Here is a 20,364-nt window from a genome sequence, read left to right on the forward strand (position 1 = left end):
TAAGCAAAGAAAATAAGATAGCTTGTCCTTCGGGAAAAGTCGGAAATAGTTCAAAAGCCTAAGAATAAAAATGATTACAACAGCAAACAGATTAAATACAGTTGAAGAATATTATTTCTCGTCAAAATTAAGAGAGGTAAGACAGTTAGCAGCAGAAGGGAAACCAATTATTAATATGGGAATTGGTAGTCCTGATTTAGCGCCGTCACAAGCTGTAATTGATGCCGTAGCACAGGCAATACAAGATGAAAACGCACATGGTTATCAAAGTTATCAGGGATTACCGGAATTGCGTAAAAGTATGGCCGATTTTTATTGGAATAATTTTCAGGTAACGTTAAATCCAAACAATGAGATTTTGCCTTTAATGGGTTCCAAAGAAGGGATTATGCATATTTCATTGGCTTTTTTGAATGAAGGAGATCAGGTTTTAATTCCTAATCCGGGTTATCCAACTTATACTTCGGTAACAAATTTAGTTGGAGCAGAAGCGGTTTATTATGATTTGGCAGAGGCCAATAATTGGGAGCCTGATTTTGAAGCTTTGGAGAAATTAGATTTATCGAAAGTAAAATTAATGTGGATTGGTTATCCGCACATGCCAACGGGTGCCAGAGGAAGTTTGACTTTGTTTGAAAAATTAGTGGCTTTCGCCAAAAAACATCAAATTCTGCTTGTAAATGACAATCCGTACAGTTTTGTTCTGAATGACAATCCAATGAGTTTGTTGCAGGTGGAAGGGGCTAAAGATGTGGCTTTAGAGTTGAATTCTTTGAGTAAAACTTTTAATATGGCAGGATGGCGTGTAGGAATGGTTTCAGGAAGTGCCGATTTAATTGATGCTGTTTTAAGGGTAAAAAGCAATATGGATAGCGGAATGTTTTACGGGATTCAAAAAGGCGCTATCGAAGCATTAAAGAGTAATCAATCATGGTTTGATGCCATGAATGAAGTGTATAAAAAACGTCGTGTTTTAACAGAACAATTAGCTGAAAAATTAGGCTGTAAAGTGTATAAAGAAGGAGTTGGATTGTTCGTTTGGGCTAAATTACCGCAGGGGATTGATTCGTCGGAAAAGTTCATAGATAAAGTTTTGCATGAGAAATATATTTTTATTGCACCGGGAACTATTTTCGGTTCCAATGGTGAAGGGTATATTCGATTTGCATTATGTGTGAAGGAGGAAAAAGTACAGGAAGCTATTGATAGGTTTTAGATTATAATTGTCATTGATTTTTGTCATTGATATTGAAATTGAAAAAATGAAAGTATTTGTAATAGGAATAGGTTTAATAGGTGGTTCGATGGTTTTAGACATCAAAGCACTGTATCCTGAAGCTACAGTTTGCGGAATAGATTCTAACGAGAAACATGTGCAACAGGCCTTAGAGTTAGGCGTTATTGATGTTGCGGCGACTATGGCAGATTTAGATCAGGCCGATTTTGTGATTGTTTCAGTGCCAGTGAATGTTGCCTTAGGATTATTGCCTCAGGTACTGGATTTGGTGAAAGATAATACGATTGTTTTTGAAGTAGGCTCGACTAAAAATCCGATTTGTGAAGCTATTGCCAATCATCCGAAGCGAAGAAATTTTATTGCAACGCATCCAATTGCCGGAACGGAATTTTCAGGGCCTTCGGCAGCATTGAGAGATTTGTTCAGAGGAAAAACAAATATCATTTGCGAAGTAGAAAAAACCGCTTTTAAATTGCAGGAAAAAGCGCTGGATTTGTTTAAAGCAATGGGAATGCGTATTAGGTATATGGATCCAAAATCGCATGATAAGCATATTGCTTATGTTTCGCATCTTTCACATATTAGTTCCTTTATGTTGGGAAAAACAGTGATTGATAAAGAAAAAGACGAACAGGATATTTTTGATATGGCAGGTTCCGGATTCGAAAGTACGGTGCGATTAGCTAAAAGTTCGCCGGCGATGTGGACGCCAATTTTTGAACAAAATAAAGCGCAGGTTTTAGAATCGTTAGAAGAATATATTTCGAATTTGACGCAGTTTAAAAATTTGTTGGCACAGGATGATTACAATGCTATTTTTGAAGAAATGGCAAGTGTGAATAAAATCAGAGAAATATTAAACGGCATAAGCGTTAAAAAATAAAAAGAAAGAGTAAAAAGAATTAAAATAAAAACAACAATAAATTGTAAAAAATGGAAAACAAGAAAGAAATGAGAAATTGGTTGGATGCTTTCAAATTAAATCATCCATTTGTGATAGCAGGACCTTGTAGTGCTGAAACTGAAGAGCAAGTATTGAAAATTGCTCACGAATTGAAAAATTCAGATGTAAGCGTATTCAGAGCAGGAATTTGGAAACCAAGAACTCGTCCGGGAGGATTTGAAGGAATTGGAGAAATAGGATTGAAATGGTTGAAAAAAGCGAAAGAAGAAACAGGATTGTTGATGGGAACCGAGGTTGCTACAGCTGCTCACTGTAAATTAGCTTTAGAATATGATATCGATGTATTATGGGTTGGAGCTCGTACAACCGCTAATCCATTTGCGGTTCAGGAAATTGCTGATACATTGGCTGGAACTGACAAAATTGTTTTGGTTAAAAACCCTGTAAACCCTGATATGGCTTTATGGTTAGGTGGTGTTGAACGTTTACACATGGCTGGAATCAAGAATTTAGGAGTTATTCACAGAGGTTTCTCTACTTATGAGAAAACGAAATACAGAAACATTCCTGAGTGGCAAATTGCTATCGAATTGCAAAACAAATTCCCTGATTTACCATTAATCATCGATCCATCTCACATTACAGGAAATCGTAATATGATTCTTGAAGTAACGCAAGAAGCTTTAGATTTGAACTATGACGGTATGATTATCGAAACGCATAATGATCCTGATAACGCTTGGTCTGATGCTGCGCAACAAGTTACTCCGGATGCTTTGAAACAAATTTTGAAAGATTTGAAAATTAGAAAAGTAAGCGGTGATAGTGATTTTGAAAACAAAATGACAAAATTAAGAGCTAATATCGACGTTTTAGATACTAATTTATTAGAGCTTTTAGGAAAAAGAATGAAAGTTGCTGACGAAATTGGTCAGGTGAAAAAAGAAAATAACGTAGCTGTATTGCAAAACAGCCGTTGGAACGAAATCCAGGAGAAAATGGTTGCTGAAGGTGCTAAAAAAGGATTGTCGGCAGAATTTATCACTAAATTGTTCAAATCAATTCACCAGGAAAGTATCGAGCACCAAGAAAAAATTATCAACGGATAATTCATTTTCTAAATAAATTGAAATCCCTTTGACCTTGTTTAAGTTGAAGGGATTTTTCTATTTTTATTGATTAACAAAAACTTTTAACATTCAACTTTAAACAAGAAACAAAATTTTATCTTTGCCTCATGACAGGAATCGTTTATAAATCAACAGGAAGCTGGTACACGGTAAAATCTGAATCAGGGGATTTTGTGGACTGCAGAATAAAAGGAAAATTCAGAATGAAAGGTATTAAAAGTACCAATCCTATTGCTGTGGGCGACCGTGTTGATTATGAATTAGAAGAATCCAATAATCAAATTACGGGGGTTATTAATGCAATTCATGACCGTAAGAATTACATTGTGAGGAAGTCGGTCAATCTTTCGAAACAAACCCATATTATTGCTTCTAATATTGATATTGTTTTCCTGTTGGTGACTATTAATAATCCGCCTACGACTACCAGTTTTATAGATCGTTTTTTGGTAACTGCTGAGGCTTACGGAATTGAAGCTGTTTTGGTTTTTAACAAAATTGATACTTTTGATGAAGCCGCCTTAGATGAACAGCTGTTTTTGCAATATACTTACGAAAAAATAGGTTACCAATGTTTACGTGTTTCGGCTCAGGAACGTAAAGGTTTGGATAAGTTAATCGATTTGATGAAAGGAAAAGTGAGTATGTTTTCCGGACATTCCGGAGTGGGAAAATCTACTTTGGTCAATGCGATTGAACCTTCGTTGAATTTGAAAACCAAACAAATTTCCGATTCTCATTCACAGGGGCAACACACTACTACTTTTGCCGAAATGTTCGACCTTTCTTTTGGAGCTCAAATTATCGATACACCGGGAATTCGCGGTTTTGGTGTGGTAGATATGGAAAAAGCAGAAATCAGTGATTACTTTCCGGAATTTTTCAAACTGAAAGACCAATGTAAGTTCAATAACTGTCTGCATAAGGAAGAACCTAAGTGTGCGGTTAAAGAAGCTTTGGAAAAAGAAGAAATTTCCTGGTCGCGTTACAATAGTTATCTTAAAATATTAGAAGGTGATGAAGAGAATTATCGCACCGATATTTATGACGAGGATCGAAAAAACAGTGATAAATCCAGAAGTTAATGAGAGTTGTAGTTCAAAGAGTTTCTGAAGCGTCAGTTACTATAGATTCTCAAATAGTAGCTTCGATTCAAAAAGGTTTATTGGTTCTTGTAGGTATTGAAGATGCCGATTCTCAGGAAGATATTGATTGGCTGGCGGCAAAAGTGGCTAAAATTAGACTTTTTGGTGATGAAAATAATGTAATGAATTTATCGGTTCAGGATGTCGACGGCGATATAATTGTGGTAAGTCAGTTTACACTTCACGCCGGCACTAAAAAAGGAAACCGTCCTTCTTATATAAAAGCTTCCAAACCTGAAATTGCCATTCCGATGTATGAAAATTTTGTTCGAAAATTAGAACAGGAAATCGGCAAAAAAGTACAAACAGGTCAGTTTGGAGCCGATATGAAAGTAAGTCTACTTAACGACGGTCCAGTTACTATAATGATTGATAGTAAAAACAGAGAATAAAAGTTATTTCAAAGTTCAATAAACTTCAATGAGCTGTACTTTTTTTTCTATATTTGATAATGTACTTTTAATTTGAGAGTCGAAGTAAATCAATGCTATTTTGCCCCGGATAGTTTTGTATTTATTTTTTTTTAGGATGTCGTTTTTGGCAACCTGAAAAAATATTTATATGAAATTGTTTGTTAATTTTTTTTGATATTTAATATTTTGGCAAAGATAAAACATAATAATTATCTGGATGTTGTTGACAATGTTTGGACCTCTGCAAAGGATAAAGGCATTATGCATATTAATTCTGAGGAGCAAAGTTTTAAAGGTGAAAAATTTACAATCAAAGGAAGGGATTTAATAAATTTCGGAACCTGTGGTTATTTAGGTTTAGAAACGCATCCTGATTTGATAGCCGGTTCAATTGAATTAACAAAGAAATTTGGAACACAATTATCGATGTCCAGAGCATACATTCGGCCGACTTACATTCAGGAGTTGGAAGAGTTAATGTCTCAGATATTTGATGGCAATAAAGTGATTTGCTATACTTCAACATCTAATGCTCATATTTCGGTTATTGCTACAATTATAAAACCGGATGATTTAATTATACTCGACCAACAGGTGCATTTTAGTGTGCAGTTTCCGTGTAAAAACACCAAATTACAAGGGACTGAAGTAAAAATGGTAAGGCATTCTAATTATGAAATGCTTGAGGAAATGATTCGGGAGAATTATAATAAATACAGCCGTATTTGGTATATGGCTGATGGTGTATATTCCATGCACGGCGATTTACCGGATACGGTTATTTTGAAAAATTTGCTTCATAAATATCCTAAACTGTATTTGTATTTTGATGATGCGCACGGTATGGGTTGGGCTGGAAAAAATGGAGCAGGCTATATTTACGATCGATTAGGAGTTAGCGAGCGTATTGTTATCATATCAACTTTAGCTAAAGGTTTTGGTTGTGTAGGCGGAACAGCCATTTTTGCCGATTCGGAAATGTACCGAAGAACCGATATTTTTGGCGGGCCATTGAGTTATTCACATCCGTTATCTCCAGCAAATGCGGGTGCTGCTATCGCTTCGGCTAAAATTCATTTGTCTGACCAAATTTACAATTATCAGTCGGAATTAAAAGAATTGATGAATTACATGAATATGAGATTGGAAGAAAAAAATCTGACAAATATTTCTTCTTCTGATTCTCCTATTTATTTTATCGGAAGTGGCTTGAATAAAGTAACCCGTAATTTTGTTCATCGCATTTTGGAAGAAGGGATTTATGTAAATACAGCTACATTTCCGGTCGTTCCTAATGATAAATCCGGTTTGCGATTTACATTGACCCGTCACAATACAAAAGCGGATATTGATTTATTAACTGATGCAATGGCATATCATTTATCTAAGGCTATTGAAGAAGAAGGCGATAGTATTGAAAGGGTTTATAAAGAGTTTGGATATCATTTGCAGCAAAAAAAAGATGAATTATTAGTTGAGCCAATAAATTCGAACTTAATCGTCGAAGAATACACAACAATTCATGATATCAATGCTGTTGATTGGGACTTGATGTTTAAGGATAGAGGAAACATTGGACATTCGGCAATGCAGGCAATGGAAGAGATTTTTTCTAATAATGAGAAACCCGAAGAAAATTGGAGCTTTCATTATATTATAGTTAAAGATAATGATGGTAAAATAATTTTGGCAACATATTTTACAAGTACTATTTATAAAGACGATATGTTGGCTTTAGAAAATGTATCAAAACAAATAGAAGAAGTGCGTAAAAACAATCCTTATTATTTATGTTCAAAAACATTAGCGATGGGGTCTTTATTTTCAGAAGGTGAGCATTTATATATTAAGAGTGAGCATCCTTTAGTGAAAATTGCATTAAATGAGTTTTTTGTCAAAGTAGAAAAATTAAAAAAAGAAACCCAATCAGCTGTCGTTATTCTAAGAGATTTTTATTCAGATTTTCAGTATCATGAGCGTTTTGAAGACGAAGGTTTTGTAAAAGTGAATATGCCGAATTCATTGCAATTGAAAAATATAACTTGGAATACGGAGGATGAAATGCTGGCATCTATTCCGTCAAGTAAAAAAAGAGAAGGAATTCGGTATTATGCATTGAAAAAAGAATCGTTGTTTGATATATCTATCAAAAATAATTTAACCACTGAAGAAGCTGAAACTTGTTACAAGTTATTTTTAAATGTGAAAGTTAGAAATTTCGGGTTCAATTTTTTTAGTTATCCATCAAAAATAACTAACGTTTTATCTAAATATGATGATTATGAATTTATTCTTATTCGTTTAAGAGGTCAAAACGAAATTATTGCTTCAGCTTGGATTTATAATGGTCCTTTGCACTCTTCCCCTATGATTGTGGGATTAAATGATATGTATATTAAATCACATAAAATATACCAGCAAATTGTTTATCAAATAAATAAAAGAGCAAGAGTATTAGGTAAAGAAACAGTTTTTTGTGGGTTTTCTGCGGATTTTGAGAAGCAAAAATATGGCGCAATTGCTGTTCCTACATTTGCATACTTGAAAATTCAGGATACATACAATTCTGAGGTTATTAATTCTTATTTAAATATGTGAAAAATGGAAATGGTAGAAAATGAATATGCGCGATTTTGGTTTGAAAATGGGATATTAATTAATGAGCTTAAAAAACCTATTGAAGTTGATTTAGAAATTATGTCTAAATTAATAGAATTAAGACATGAAATTTCGAATAATAAGCATCAATATTGGTGTATGGATGGCACCAAATTAGTTTCGGTCAATAAAGAAGCCAGGGATTATGCGGAAAAATATGGTCAGGAGTTTATTTTTGCAAATGCAATGATGGTGAATTCACATGTTACAAAGTTTATATTTAATATGTATGTGAAATTAAAATCACCTGATTTTCCTTTTCAGGTATTTACCGATAGAGAAAAAGCAGTTAAATGGTTGTTGGAAATAAAGTCAAAAAATGAAAAAAATATTTTAGGCTAAAATGAGAACAGTTGAGAATGATTTTATTAAATTTTGTGTAGAAGATGATATTCTCTATTCTCAATTTAAGAAACCAACTATTGGGACTTTAAAAAATATAAAAACCATCATTGATTTACGTCATGAGATATCAATTGGTCAGAAACAATATTGGTGTTATGATTTTAACGGAATTAAATCCTTTGAAAAAGCGGCACGTGATTATGCTGATATATACGGACAAGCAAGTTTGTATGCCTGTGCTGTAGTGCTAAATTCTCATGTAACAAAATTTATTTTGAATATGTTTATGAAATTAAAAAATCCCGTTGTTCCTTTAAAAGGTTTTACCAAAAAAAGTGAAGCCGTTCAATGGTTAAACGAATTGAAGAAAAAGAATAATCAATAATAAGTTTGTATAAATCAAATCAAATGTATGTCCAGATTTTATATTTGATTATAAAAAAGGATGGAGCATGATTACCACAGTTTTTTGGTTATGGCAGAAGAAGTAATGAGTGTTAATTTTGGATTAATAACATCCATAATAGCTTGAGATATTATGAAAGAGAATTTTATTAAGAATGAGTATATTGAATTTTGGCAGGAAGATGGAATTCTGTTTTCAAGATTTCAGGGAGGCGTGGAGGTTGATGTTGAGAGGATGAAAGAGGCAGTTAAGCTTAGAGAAGAAATTTCAAGTGGAGTAAATCAATATTGGTTATATGATATTACAAGAGTGAAATTTATTACTAAAGAAGCCCGCGATTATGCGGATCAGTATGGTCAAAATTATTTGCATGCTGTAGCAGTATTAGTGAATTCTCATATAACAAAGTTTATTTTTAATACCTATATTAAATTAAAAAAACCTATTATGCCTTTCTTTGTTTTTACCAATAAAAAGAAAGCTTTGGGATGGTTGTTAGAGGTTAAAGAAAAAGGAATGTAAAAATAGCTGTAGAAATATATTTTTAATTTAATAATTAATAGAATTGTTTTTAAAAGATATTTCTTATATTTATCTTTGATACGTAATAATTGTTTTACTTTTTCGTTAGGGTAGAGAAAAAAAATAATTACTATCCAATATTGAACATAAAAGAATAAAATGTCTAAACTAGAAAAAATATTAGCCTTAGTACGTTCCATAAACCAAGATGAGTTTCAGGAGCAATTAACTCATGGAGATAGTTTAGATGATGTTTATGAAGAGTTATTGTTTTTAGCTGAAAAAATAGAATCTAAAAAGAAACGCACAGGAGTAATTATCGAGCAAATATCAAATTGTTTTGCGGGAGATTTTTTTAATTATTTACCCATTTCAGAGGCGCATGATGAGCTGGATGTTTTTTGTATGGGATTTAATACCTACATCGAAGAATTAAAAGCAGCAATGGTTTCTAAAAAATTAACAGAAACTATTAATGAAAAATTAGTCGATGAAAAAGAGCAAACGGAGCAATTAGTGCTGACAAGAGATCAGTTTTTGTCCCATATGAGCCATGAAATCCGAACGCCGCTTAATGGAATTTTAGGCTTTACCGATTTATTGCTCAACAGTCCTGAATTAGATTCGGAAAGAAAGAAACAATTGGAATACATTAAAATGTCGGGAGATATTTTATTGGTTATTGTAAATGATATTTTGGATTTAGCCAAAATCGAATCGGGACAAATTGCTCTTTTGAATAAACCTTTTAACCTGAATCAGTTAATTCGTTTAATTCGGGATACATTTTCGATAAAAACTGCCGAAAAAGAAATTGATTTCAAAATTACTATTGATAAAGAATTACCCGTTGTTTTGAATGGAGACTCGGTAAGAATTTCTCAAATTCTCTTTAATTTAATTGGTAATGCCATTAAGTTTACACCAGCTAAAGGCAAAATCTATTTAAAAATTAAATTCAAAGATGAAGAAGAAGATGCTTATGTGGTTAAAATTATAGTTAAAGATTCCGGAATTGGTATTCCTTCTCATCAAATTGAAGATATTTTCAATCCTTTTGTTCAGCTTAGTAATGATGAGGCGAGAAGATACGGTGGCACAGGTTTAGGGCTAGCCATTGTTCGGAAAATTGTCGACATTATGAATGGTGAGATTGAAGTAAAAAGTAAGCCGGATGTAGGGACTAAATTTACTGTGACCTTACCTTTTTTTAAAAATGATTATGATTTGTCAGGCTCTAAAGCGGTTTTTGGGAGAAAAGAATCCCGAAAAGCAGAGCTGGATATCGATAGAAAAATAAAAGTACTTTTGGCTGAGGATAATCATATCAATCAGATTTTAGTACAAAAAGTATTGTCGAAATACAATATTGATTGTGTGGTGGTAGCTAATGGGAAATTGGCACTGGAAGCACTTTTGCATCAGGATTTTGATTTGATTCTGATGGATTTAATGATGCCAGATATGAATGGTTATGAAGCTGCTTCGGCTATTCGTACATTGAAAAATCATTCGAAAAAAAATATTCCTATTCTTGCTCTTTCGGCAGTGGTTACTTCTTCGGTTACCGAAGCCTGTAAAGCAGTAGGTATCAATAAATATCTTTCAAAACCTTTTGAAGCAGAGGAACTTTATAAAGCAATTATTGATTTGATTGCGAATAAATAATAGTTTATAAAGTTTTAGTATTGTTTTATCTTGAAGTAATCTCTTCTTCAAGATTATTAATCATTTTTACATCTTGTTACGAAAAAAAACCTGTTAAAAAAAACTAAAATTTTTATTTGGTTTTTGTATGATTTGTTTTATTTTTGAGATTTTCGATTGTTTAAAAAGTTACCATTTAATCTTTAGAAATCACTAGATTAAGATTTTTTGATTTTTCTTTTTAGCTAATTTTAATTCTTGAAAAGCTTATGCAAATTTTTAAAATAAAAGTTTTAATTGTTTTCAGTCTTTTGATGTCACAGCTACAGGCACAAAAAAAAGAATATCTGTTTTCGCAGATTCCTGATAGTTTAAAAGAAAATGCCGATGCAGTTGTTCGTTTAAATCAAATTGATATAAACATTGTTTCACAAAGAAGTATGAATATAAAAAGCCAAAGGGTAATTACGGTATTTAATGAAAAAGGACTTTCTGCAATTGATGCTTTTGAAAATTATGATAAAAAAATATCGATTAAAAATATTGAAGCTAGAATTCTTGATGTATTCGGTAATGAGATTAAGAAAATAAAGCGAAAAGACTTTAAAGATGTTAGTGCTATTAGTGGAAGTACACTTTTTTCAGATGCGCGATATATTTATTTAGATTATACTCCTACACAATATCCTTTTACTGTTGTTTTTGATAGTGAAATTGAAAGTTCTAATACAGCTTTTATACCTAGTTGGTATCCGTTTAAGAATTATTTTGTGGGTACTGAGTTAAGTGTTTTAACTGTTAACGTTTCTGGAAATCTTGGTTTCAAGAAAAAGGAAATTAATTTCAATGGCTTTAATATTGAAAAAAATACAGATACATCAACTCAATTAAAATATACCGCAAAATTTATTTTGGCTCAAAAACAAGAACCTTATTGTGCACCAACAATGGTTTTTCCAAGATTACTCATGAGTTTAGACAGTTTTAATCTGGAAGGCAAGGATGGAAATGCAAAATCATGGAAAGAATTTGGTAAGTGGTATTATGATGAAATTTTGGACGGGACAGTTCAATTAACTCCGGAGACGGAAGCAAAAATTAAAAATCTGGTAGGTACTGAAACAGATGTTATTAAGAAGGCAAAAATTGTTTATGATTATGTACAAAAGAAATCAAGATATGTAAGTGTTCAGGTAGGTATTGGAGGTTGGAAACCGATGTTGGCCGCTGATGTTGATCGATTGGGTTATGGTGATTGTAAAGCTCTTACAAATTACACCAGAGCACTTTTAGAATTAGTAGGTGTGCCTTCGTATAATACTATTTTATATGGAGATTCTTACAAGAGAAATATTCAGTCGGATTTTGTTTCCATACAGGGAAATCACATGATTTTAGCTATTCCTTATAAAAATGATTATGTGTGGTTAGAATGTACCAGTCAGGATGATCCTTTTGGTTATCAGGGAAAGTTCACTGATGACAGAACTGTTTTAATTATTAAACCAACTGGTGGTGAGATTGTACATACTAAGATTTATGAAGACAAAGGGAATTTGCAAAAAAGTAAAGGAACCTATCTTTTAGATGAGAAAGGGAGTTTGTCAGGGAATATATCGATTGTTTCAGAAGGTTCGCAATATAGTAATAAAGCCAGGTTAGAACATGTTCACCCCGATGAAAAGGAGGCGCATTATAAAGAATATTGGAGTAATATAAATAATTTGAAACTGGGGAAGATTGTTTTTACTAATGATAAGGACAAGGTAACCTTTTTAGAGGATGTTTCTATTAATGCAGCAAATTATGCTAATATTTCAGGAAATAAGTTGCTTTTTTCGATAAATGTATATAATCAACAGGGAAATGCTATAAAACGGATTAGAAATCGAAAATATCCTTTTGAAATTCAAAGAGGTTATTTAGATACTGATGAAATAAATATTGTTCTTCCTAAGGGGTACGAAATTGAGTTTTTGCCTGATAATTTTGATTTGAAAACTAAATTCGGAGAATATAAAACTGAAATTGTAAAAACAGAAGACGGTTCCTTGATCTATAAACGTTTTTTACTTGTTAATAAAGGAGTATATACTAATATGGAATACGATGAATACCGTCTTTTTATAGAACAAATTTCAAGAAACGACAATGCCAAAATAATACTAACCAAAACCTAAAACCAATGAAGTCTGAAATTTTAATTTCTATTATTATATTGTTTTTGTGTACTTACAGTATGAAAGCGCAAGATTTTCGATTAGGAAAAGTTTCCATTGAAGAATTAAAGGAAAAAGTGCATCCAAAAGACTCATCTGCCGTTGCGGCAGTTCTTTTTGAAAAAGGAGTAAGTAATTTGATCTACAATCAAACTAGTGGTTTTGAGATTGAGCTTGTTGTTAAGGCAAGAATAAAAATTTATAAGAAAGAAGGTTATGAATGGGCTAACAAAGCTGTACGTTATTATTTGGAAAATAGCTTAAGAGAAAAAGTCGTTTTTTCTGATGTGGCAACGTATAATCTTGTTAATGGGAAAATAGAAAAAACTAAATTGAAAAGTGATGGAGAATTCGATGAAGTAATTAATAAATATTGGGGACAGAAGAAAATTGCTCTGCCAAATGTGAAGGAAGGTTCTGTTATTGAATATGAATATGCTTTACACACACCCAGTATAGGTAATCCAAGAGATTGGTATTTTCAATCAGATATTCCGGTAAATTATTCAGAGTATGTTACTCTTGTTCCGGAATATTTTATTTTTAATACTAATGTGAAAGGATTCATACGACCAACAATAAATGTTGTTAAGAATACTAAGTCAATAAGAATTGATTCTAAGGAAAGGGTAACAAATGGTTTTGGTGGGGCAGTAAGTACTAATTTTACAAGCGATAATATAAATTATACCGAAACAAGAACGACTTATTTAGCGGAGAACATGCCGGCAATTAAAGAAGAGGTTTTTGTTAATAATATTAAAAATTACACAACTTCTTTAGAACAGGAATTGTCAATGACTCAGTTCCCTAATTCGATGCCTAAAATGTATTCTACTAATTGGGATGCCGTCGTTGAAACAATTTACAAGTATGATGATTTTGGACCTGAATTGAATAAGACAGGTTATTTTGAAGACGATTTAAATCAGATTCTTAAAGGAGTAACTACTTTGGAAGAAAAAATAGCAGCAATATTTACTTTTGCTAAGACTAAGGTAAAATGGAATGGTTATTATGGTTATTCCTGTGAAGAAGGAGTAAGGAAAGCTTATAAAAATGGAGCAGGTAATGTAGCCGATATTAACCTTATGCTCACAGCTATGTTACGTTATTCTGATTTAAACGCTAATCCTGTTTTATTGAGTACCCGTTCTAATGGAATTTCTTTTTTCCCTAATAGAACTGCTTTTAATTATGTTATAGCTGCAGTGGAAACAGATAAAGGCTTGATTTTGTTAGATGCCACTGAAAAATATGCGGTTCCTAATATTTTACCATTAAGAGATTTGAATTGGTTTGGTCGATTAATACGTAAAAATGGTACTTCTGAAAATGTTAATTTAATGCCTGAAATTAATTCCAGAGAATTTGTATCAGTTATTTCTGCTATTGATTCTGAAGGGGTTATTAATGGTAAAGTAAAACAATATCATGTAAATCATGAAGCTTTAAAGTTTCGACAAAAACATTTGCTTACCAATAAAGATAATTATTTAGAATCTTTGGAAAGTAGAAATAGTAATATTGAGATTGATGATTATGAAAGAGAAAATGAGTTGGATTTGTCAAAACCTGTAATTGAAAATTACTCATTTAGAGATAATAAAACATCTGAAGTGATAAACGGAAAAATTTACATGTCTCCTATGGCTTTTTTTGCTGTAAAAGAAAATCCATTTAAGCAGGAAGTAAGAGAATACCCGGTTGATTTTGGTTATCCAATTCAGGAGAAATATACTATTAGTCTAAAGATTCCTGAAGGTTATGAGGTGGAGTCTATGCCTAAATCAATGACCGTTGATGGAGGGGAGAAAATAGGCTTTTTTAGGTTCGTAATTGCAAATAATAATGGTCAGATTCAAATTGTTTCCACTTCTGATATTTACTCTTCTATCGTTACGCCCGAATATTATGCTACTTTGAAAGATTTTTTTCAAAAAAGTATAGAGAAACAAAATGAGAAAATAGTACTAAAAAAGATTTAAGTATATGAAGTTGTTTCGTCTTAAGGTAATTCTTGTAGCATTTTTAATGGTAACTTCTATGAAAGCACAAGAATTTAAAACAGGTAGGATTTCTGTTTTAGAGTTGCAAGAAAAAAAACATCCAATTGATACCAGCGCTCCGGCAGCGATTTTGTATAAAAAGGGCAGAACTTTTTTTACTTATGATATTAAGAAGGGCTTTGTGATGAATCATGAGTTTACTTATAGAATAAAAATTTACAAGAAAGGAGGACTAAGTTGGGCTAATTTTGAAGTACCTTATTATATAGGGTATGAAAATTTAAGTGATGAAATGTTGAGTTTTTCTGATGCGGTTACGTATAATTTGGAAAATGGAGATGTTATAAAAACTAAATTAAATAGTGAGGGTGTTTTTAAAACTAAAATTAATGATGACTGGAAAATGGCAAAATTGTCCATGCCAAATGTAAAAGCAGGTTCGGTTATTGAGTTTAGTTATTTGCTTAAGTCTGAAAATCTGGTTAGATTTCCTGTTTGTGATTTCCAATATACTATTCCTGTCAATTATGCAGAATATAAAACAGAAATACCTGAATATTATATTTATAAAACCATTTTAAAAGGATATGTTGATGTTAAATCAGATTCTAAAGTAAATCAAGGTTCTGTTAGTTTTGCTAATGAATATGGGCAAACCAGATTGATGACCTACAAGCAAATTAGCAGTAGTTATATAGCTAAAGATGTTCCTGCCTTGAAAGAGGAAGAATTTGTTGATAATATAAGGAATTATCAATGCTCTCTTCATAATGAATTAGAAAGAACACGATTTCCCGAGCAGCCTGTTAAAGATTATTCTGTTACTTGGGAAGGGGTTGCTAAAACTATTTTTGAGAATAAAAATTTTGGAAACCAATTAGCAGAAATTAATTATTTAGTTAATGATGTTAAATTACTTCTAAAAAGTGAAGATTCTAAGGATGAAAGACTTAAGAAGATTTTTAAGTTTGTTCAGGAAAAAATGAATTGGAATCAGGAATATGGTTATTATGCAGATAAAGGTGTTGTTAAGGCTTATGAAGAAAGAACTGGGAATGCGGCAGAAATTAATTTTATCTTGATATCGATGTTGAGATTGGCAGGTGTTGAAGCTAACCCGGTTTTAATAAGTACAATAAATCACGGAATTCCGGTATTTCCAGGCAGGACTGTTTTTAATTATGTAGTTGCAATGGTTGATATTGATGGTAAACTAATATTGCTGGATGCAACTCATAAATATACAACTCAGAATATTTTGCCGCTGAATGCTTTAAATTGGACCGGACGGTTAATAAAAGCCGATGGAACTTCTCAAGAAGTTAATTTGTTACCTTCTGTTCCATCAGTAGTAAATTGTAATGTAATGGCAAAAATAGATGCATCGGGAAAGATAACGGGTGATTTGCGAAGCCGTAAAACCAATTATGAGGCTTATAGTTACAGAGAAAAATTCGCTCAGACAAATACGGATAATTATGTAGAGAGAATCGAAAATTCTTATAACGGTGTTGAAATTAGTAACTATGAAGTGAAAAATAAGAACGAAGATTTGTTAGAGCCTGTGGATGAGAGTTTTACTTTTCAATCTGTGAATCATACAGAGATTATTGGAAAAGAGTTTTTTATTAATCCAATGTTGTTTTTTACAATGAATAAAAACCCTTTTCTTCAGGAAAACAGAAAAATGCCGGTTTATTTTGGATATCCAACTCAAAAGAAATACATGATTAATCTTGAAATTCCTGAAGGTTTTGAAGTGGAATCAATTCCAAATGGAATAAATTTGTCGGCTGGAGATGGAGCTTTGACTTTTAAATGTTTTTTGGTTAAAAATGATAACAGAATTCAGATAGCAGTACAAACTGAATTTAAAAAGACTATGGTTTCTGCTGAAGATTATTCAATGCTTAAAGATTTTTATCAAAAAATAGTAGATAAAGAAAAAGAAAAAATAGTACTTAAAAAAATATAAAATGAATCTTAAAGACGCTCAATTAAACGTAGATACCTGGATAAAAGAACACGGTGTTCGTTATTTTAATGAATTGACTAATATGGCTCAGCTTACAGAAGAAGTAGGTGAGGTAGCCCGTATTATTGCCCGTCGTTATGGGGAACAATCTGAGAAAGAAAGTGATAAGAATAAAGATTTAGGCGAAGAACTGGCCGATGTGGTTTTTGTGGTTCTGTGTCTGGCGAATCAAACCGGAGTTGATTTGCAGGCTGCTTTTGATAAAAAAATGGATCTAAAATCGGTACGCGATAAAGACCGTCACAAAAACAACGAAAAATTGAAATAATTATCAGTTGCGAATTATGAATTGTGAATTGGGAGTGCTAAATTGCGCCTTCAAAATTATGAATGTTAAAAACGCAGGAATAATTATAATTCATACCTAATAATTTTCTAAAATGAATTTACTACTACAAACAACCCATTCTAATCTAAATGCTCAAATTGAAGTAACAGGATCTAAAAGTGAAACCAACAGATTGTTGTTGTTACAGGCATTATTTCCTAATATTACTTTGAGCAATACTTCTAATTCTGACGATAGTGAGGTAATGCAAATGGCTTTGAGTGGTAATGAAGAAGTAGTAGATATTCATCACGCCGGAACAGCGATGCGTTTTCTTACCGCATTTTTTGCTGTAAAAGAAGGACGCGAAGTAATTTTAACAGGTTCCAGTCGTATGCAGGAACGTCCGGTTAAAATTTTAGTGGAAGCCTTACGTCAGTTAGGCGCTGATATTTCTTTCCTGAAAGAAGAAGGCTATCCGCCGATTAAAATTAAAGGACAAAAAATCACCCAATCTAAAGTAACGATGGCAGCTAATGTGAGCAGTCAGTATATTTCGGCTTTGTTATTAGTAGCACCAAAATTAGAAAACGGAATTGAGTTGACTTTAGAAGGAGAGATTACTTCTATTCCTTATATCAAAATGACTTTGGCTTTGCTAAATGATTTGAATATTCAAACCAGTTTTGAAGGCAATGTGATTAAAGTGTATCCAAAACAAGAAGTAGAATCGAAAGAAATGACCGTTGAGTCCGACTGGAGTTCGGCTTCTTACTTTTTTAGTTTAGCGGCACTTGCTGATGAAGCTAATATTACGCTAAGCAGTTACAAACAATCCAGTTTACAGGGAGATTCGGCCTTAGTTTCAATATATAAAGAAATGGGTGTGGAAACGCAATTCAACGGCAATAGCATTACCTTAACTAAAAATAAAAAGTTCAAATTTCAAGATGTAACTTTTGATTTGAATAATACCCCGGATATTGCCCAAACTATTGTGGTAACCTGTCTTGGTTTAGGAATCGGATGTCATTTGACGGGACTTCATACTTTAAAAATTAAAGAAACGGATCGATTGGAAGCCTTGCGAATTGAGTTGAGCAAGTTAGGAGCTAATATTTCTGTAACCAATGACAGTTTGACTTTGGTCGCTACTTCAGAGATTAATCCGAATATAAGAATAGGAACTTACAACGATCATAGAATGGCAATGGCTTTTGCGCCTTTAGCTTTAAAAGTGCCAATTATTATCGAAAATGCCGATGTGGTTTCTAAATCTTACCCTGATTTTTGGGCAGATATGGAAAAATTAGGTTATAAAGTTTCCGATTTAATAGGTTAAAAAAAGCTTTTATATTTCTAAAACACTGATGCTTCGGAGGTTTGTTGTTTTAATTTTAAATTAAACAGCAAAATACTTGACATCGCCTATTTCACAATCGTATATTTGCAGCCGATTATAATATTAAGAATCAAACCTTAAGACTTATAACTCATAACATATAACTTTTTTGAATGAAATTATCACATTTTAATTTTGACTTACCAAAAGAACTTTTAGCTGAATTTCCGGCTGAAAACAGAGATGAAGCTCGTTTAATGGTAATTGATAGAAAAAAACAAACTATCGAACACCGAATGTTCAAAGACATTATCGATTATTTTGATGATGGAGATGTAATGATTTTGAATAATACCAAAGTTTTTCCAGCTCGTTTATACGGTAACAAAGAAAAAACAGGGGCAAGAATTGAAGTGTTTTTGCTAAGAGAATTAAATGCTGAACAACGTCTTTGGGATGTATTAGTAGATCCTGCCCGTAAAATCAGAATTGGAAATAAATTATATTTCGGTGATGATGATTCGTTAGTGGCTGAGGTTATTGATAATACTACTTCCCGCGGAAGAACACTACGTTTTCTTTACGATGGTTCTTACGAAGAATTCAGAAATAAATTGACTGAACTTGGAGAAACTCCAATTCCTAAATACATCAACAGAGAGGTAACTCCTGAGGACGCTGAGCGTTATCAAACGATTTATGCTAAAGAAGAAGGAGCTGTGGCTGCGCCAACGGCAGGTTTACATTTTTCTAAGCATTTATTGAAAAGACTGGAAATTAAAGGCGTGAACTTTGCCGAAGTTACACTTCACGTAGGTTTAGGGACTTTTAATCCGGTTGAGGTTGAAGATTTATCAAAACACAAAATGGATTCTGAAGAGTTAAAAATTACTCAGGAAGCCTGTGATATTGTAAATGAGGCTAAAGCCAAAAGAAAACGTGTTTGTGCAGTAGGAACCACTTCTATGCGTGCTATTGAAAGTTCGGTTTCTTCACAAAACACCTTGAATCCGTATGAAGGATGGACTAATAAATTTATCTTTCCTCCACACGATTTTAGTGTGGCTAACTGTATGGTGACTAATTTTCATACACCAAAGTCAACTTTGTTAATGATGATTTCGGCATTTTGCGGTCATGATTTAATGAAAAAAGCTTATGAAGAAGCCATCAAAGAAAAGTATAAATTCTATTCTTACGGTGACGCAATGTTAATTCTATAATCACTATAAAAGGTTAATTCATAAAAGAAACCTGTCATTCTTGACGGGTTTTTTTGTTGTTATAGAAATTATTTTTAGTTTACCTGATAAACCAGCTTTACTGTAATGGTAGCTGTTTTATTTTTAGATTGGGTGTTAAATGAACCGCCGTAAGAGTAATCTTCAGAGGAATTTTGACCAATAATTTGAAAAACACCCATGTCTGATTTTTTTAGATTTCCCAGCTTAGCATCGGCATTCTCGGCAATACTTTTGGCTCTGGTGCTGGCATCTTTAGTCGCTTCGGCTATCATTTTTATTTTTAATTCAGCCAGTTTAGTATAATAATATTCGGGAGCATTAGAATAAAATTCAATTCCCGAATTAATTAATTCACTGGATTGTCGGGATATTTCTTCAATTTTATTAACCTCTTTAGACTGTATACTTACGCTTTGCGTTAATGTGAAACCAGTAAATGTACTTTGTCTTAGAGTTCCGTTTTCGTTGTAAGTGGTCTCAAAATCTTTATTGAAATTTACTGCCGAAAAAACAATTTCATTTGATTTAATTCCTTTGCCGGCTAAATAACTTTTGATTTTGTCCCTGTCAATATCCAGTAAAGCGTAGGCTTCTTTTAAAGTGGTGCTTTTTCGTGAAAAAGATCCGCTCCAAACAATTAAATCGGAAACAAAATCAGTTTTTCCTAATCCGGTAACGCTTATCGTATCAGTGTTTTTATTACGATTTTGAAAAGCATTTGAAAATAAGTAAGCTGATATTACAATGGCTAAGGCAATAATAATGACACCTGAATTGTTTTTAATCATAGCTAAATGTTTTTAATTCAGTCAAATATAATTAAATGAAGATTAAAATGTA

The 20,364-nt window shown here is 32.5% G+C and carries 17 protein-coding genes; 16 read left to right on the plus strand and 1 reads right to left on the minus strand.

The window, feature by feature from the left end; all coding sequences use genetic code 11:
- The first annotated feature begins 70 nt into the window (after positions 1-70).
- From H599_RS0116070 to queA, 16 genes are all read left to right on the plus strand, one after another.
- The gene (locus H599_RS0116070; RefSeq protein ID WP_026715063.1) at positions 71-1,216 is read left to right on the plus strand and encodes a pyridoxal phosphate-dependent aminotransferase; all 1,146 of its coding nucleotides are present in this window, start codon (positions 71-73) and stop codon (positions 1,214-1,216) included.
- Between the two features lie 46 nt (positions 1,217-1,262).
- Positions 1,263-2,120 (plus strand): prephenate dehydrogenase, encoded by an 858-nt coding sequence (locus tag H599_RS0116075; RefSeq protein ID WP_026715064.1) that lies wholly within the window; start codon positions 1,263-1,265, stop codon positions 2,118-2,120.
- 50 nt (positions 2,121-2,170) lie between these two features.
- Positions 2,171-3,250, plus strand: a complete 1,080-nt coding sequence (locus tag H599_RS0116080; protein WP_026715065.1) for a bifunctional 3-deoxy-7-phosphoheptulonate synthase/chorismate mutase type II — start codon at positions 2,171-2,173, stop codon at positions 3,248-3,250.
- Between the two features lie 128 nt (positions 3,251-3,378).
- A complete protein-coding gene (rsgA, locus tag H599_RS0116085) occupies positions 3,379-4,356 on the plus strand; it encodes a ribosome small subunit-dependent GTPase A (protein WP_026715066.1) in 978 nt (325 codons plus the stop codon).
- Positions 4,356-4,808, plus strand: coding sequence for a D-aminoacyl-tRNA deacylase (gene dtd / locus H599_RS0116090; RefSeq protein WP_026715067.1), 453 nt, complete (start codon positions 4,356-4,358; stop codon positions 4,806-4,808). Before rsgA ends, dtd begins: the two co-directional genes overlap by 1 nt.
- A gap of 207 nt (positions 4,809-5,015) precedes the next feature.
- Positions 5,016-7,427 (plus strand): aminotransferase class I/II-fold pyridoxal phosphate-dependent enzyme, encoded by a 2,412-nt coding sequence (locus H599_RS20420; RefSeq protein ID WP_051590777.1) that lies wholly within the window; start codon positions 5,016-5,018, stop codon positions 7,425-7,427.
- Positions 7,428-7,430: 3 nt separating this feature from the next.
- On the plus strand, positions 7,431-7,829 hold the full coding sequence (locus H599_RS0116100) for a DUF7793 family protein (RefSeq protein WP_026715068.1): 399 nt from the start codon (positions 7,431-7,433) through the stop codon (positions 7,827-7,829).
- A gap of 1 nt (position 7,830) precedes the next feature.
- On the plus strand, positions 7,831-8,217 hold the full coding sequence (locus H599_RS0116105; RefSeq protein WP_026715069.1) for a DUF7793 family protein: 387 nt from the start codon (positions 7,831-7,833) through the stop codon (positions 8,215-8,217).
- 153 nt (positions 8,218-8,370) lie between these two features.
- A complete protein-coding gene (locus H599_RS20425; RefSeq protein WP_051590778.1) occupies positions 8,371-8,760 on the plus strand; it encodes a DUF7793 family protein in 390 nt (129 codons plus the stop codon).
- Between the two features lie 159 nt (positions 8,761-8,919).
- Entirely contained in the window at positions 8,920-10,428 is a 1,509-nt protein-coding gene (locus H599_RS19955) for an ATP-binding protein (protein WP_051590779.1), read from the plus strand.
- Between the two features lie 248 nt (positions 10,429-10,676).
- A complete protein-coding gene (locus H599_RS0116120) occupies positions 10,677-12,587 on the plus strand; it encodes a DUF3857 domain-containing protein (RefSeq protein WP_035141787.1) in 1,911 nt (636 codons plus the stop codon).
- 5 nt (positions 12,588-12,592) lie between these two features.
- Positions 12,593-14,614 carry a DUF3857 domain-containing protein gene (locus tag H599_RS0116125; RefSeq protein ID WP_026715071.1) on the plus strand — a complete coding sequence of 674 codons (2,022 nt, stop codon included), beginning with the start codon at positions 12,593-12,595 and terminating at the stop codon, positions 14,612-14,614.
- 58 nt (positions 14,615-14,672) lie between these two features.
- Positions 14,673-16,610 (plus strand): DUF3857 domain-containing protein, encoded by a 1,938-nt coding sequence (locus H599_RS0116130; RefSeq protein ID WP_245600536.1) that lies wholly within the window; start codon positions 14,673-14,675, stop codon positions 16,608-16,610.
- A gap of 1 nt (position 16,611) precedes the next feature.
- The gene (locus tag H599_RS0116135) at positions 16,612-16,938 is read left to right on the plus strand and encodes a nucleotide pyrophosphohydrolase (RefSeq protein ID WP_026715073.1); all 327 of its coding nucleotides are present in this window, start codon (positions 16,612-16,614) and stop codon (positions 16,936-16,938) included.
- Between the two features lie 112 nt (positions 16,939-17,050).
- Complete coding sequence (aroA, locus tag H599_RS0116140) at positions 17,051-18,280, plus strand: 3-phosphoshikimate 1-carboxyvinyltransferase (RefSeq protein ID WP_026715074.1); 1,230 nt, start codon at positions 17,051-17,053, stop codon at positions 18,278-18,280.
- 173 nt (positions 18,281-18,453) lie between these two features.
- Positions 18,454-19,503: a tRNA preQ1(34) S-adenosylmethionine ribosyltransferase-isomerase QueA gene (gene queA / locus H599_RS0116145; protein WP_026715075.1), complete on the plus strand. Its 1,050-nt coding sequence runs from the start codon at positions 18,454-18,456 to the stop codon at positions 19,501-19,503.
- A 74-nt stretch (positions 19,504-19,577) separates the two neighbouring features.
- On the opposite strand, the gene H599_RS0116150 is transcribed toward queA, so the two are convergent.
- Positions 19,578-20,312 (minus strand): SIMPL domain-containing protein, encoded by a 735-nt coding sequence (locus H599_RS0116150; protein ID WP_081810588.1) that lies wholly within the window; start codon positions 20,310-20,312, stop codon positions 19,578-19,580.
- Positions 20,313-20,364: the final 52 nt, after the last annotated feature.

It is taken from the genome of Flavobacterium daejeonense DSM 17708, assembly GCF_000425425.1.
Classification (GTDB): domain Bacteria; phylum Bacteroidota; class Bacteroidia; order Flavobacteriales; family Flavobacteriaceae; genus Flavobacterium; species Flavobacterium daejeonense.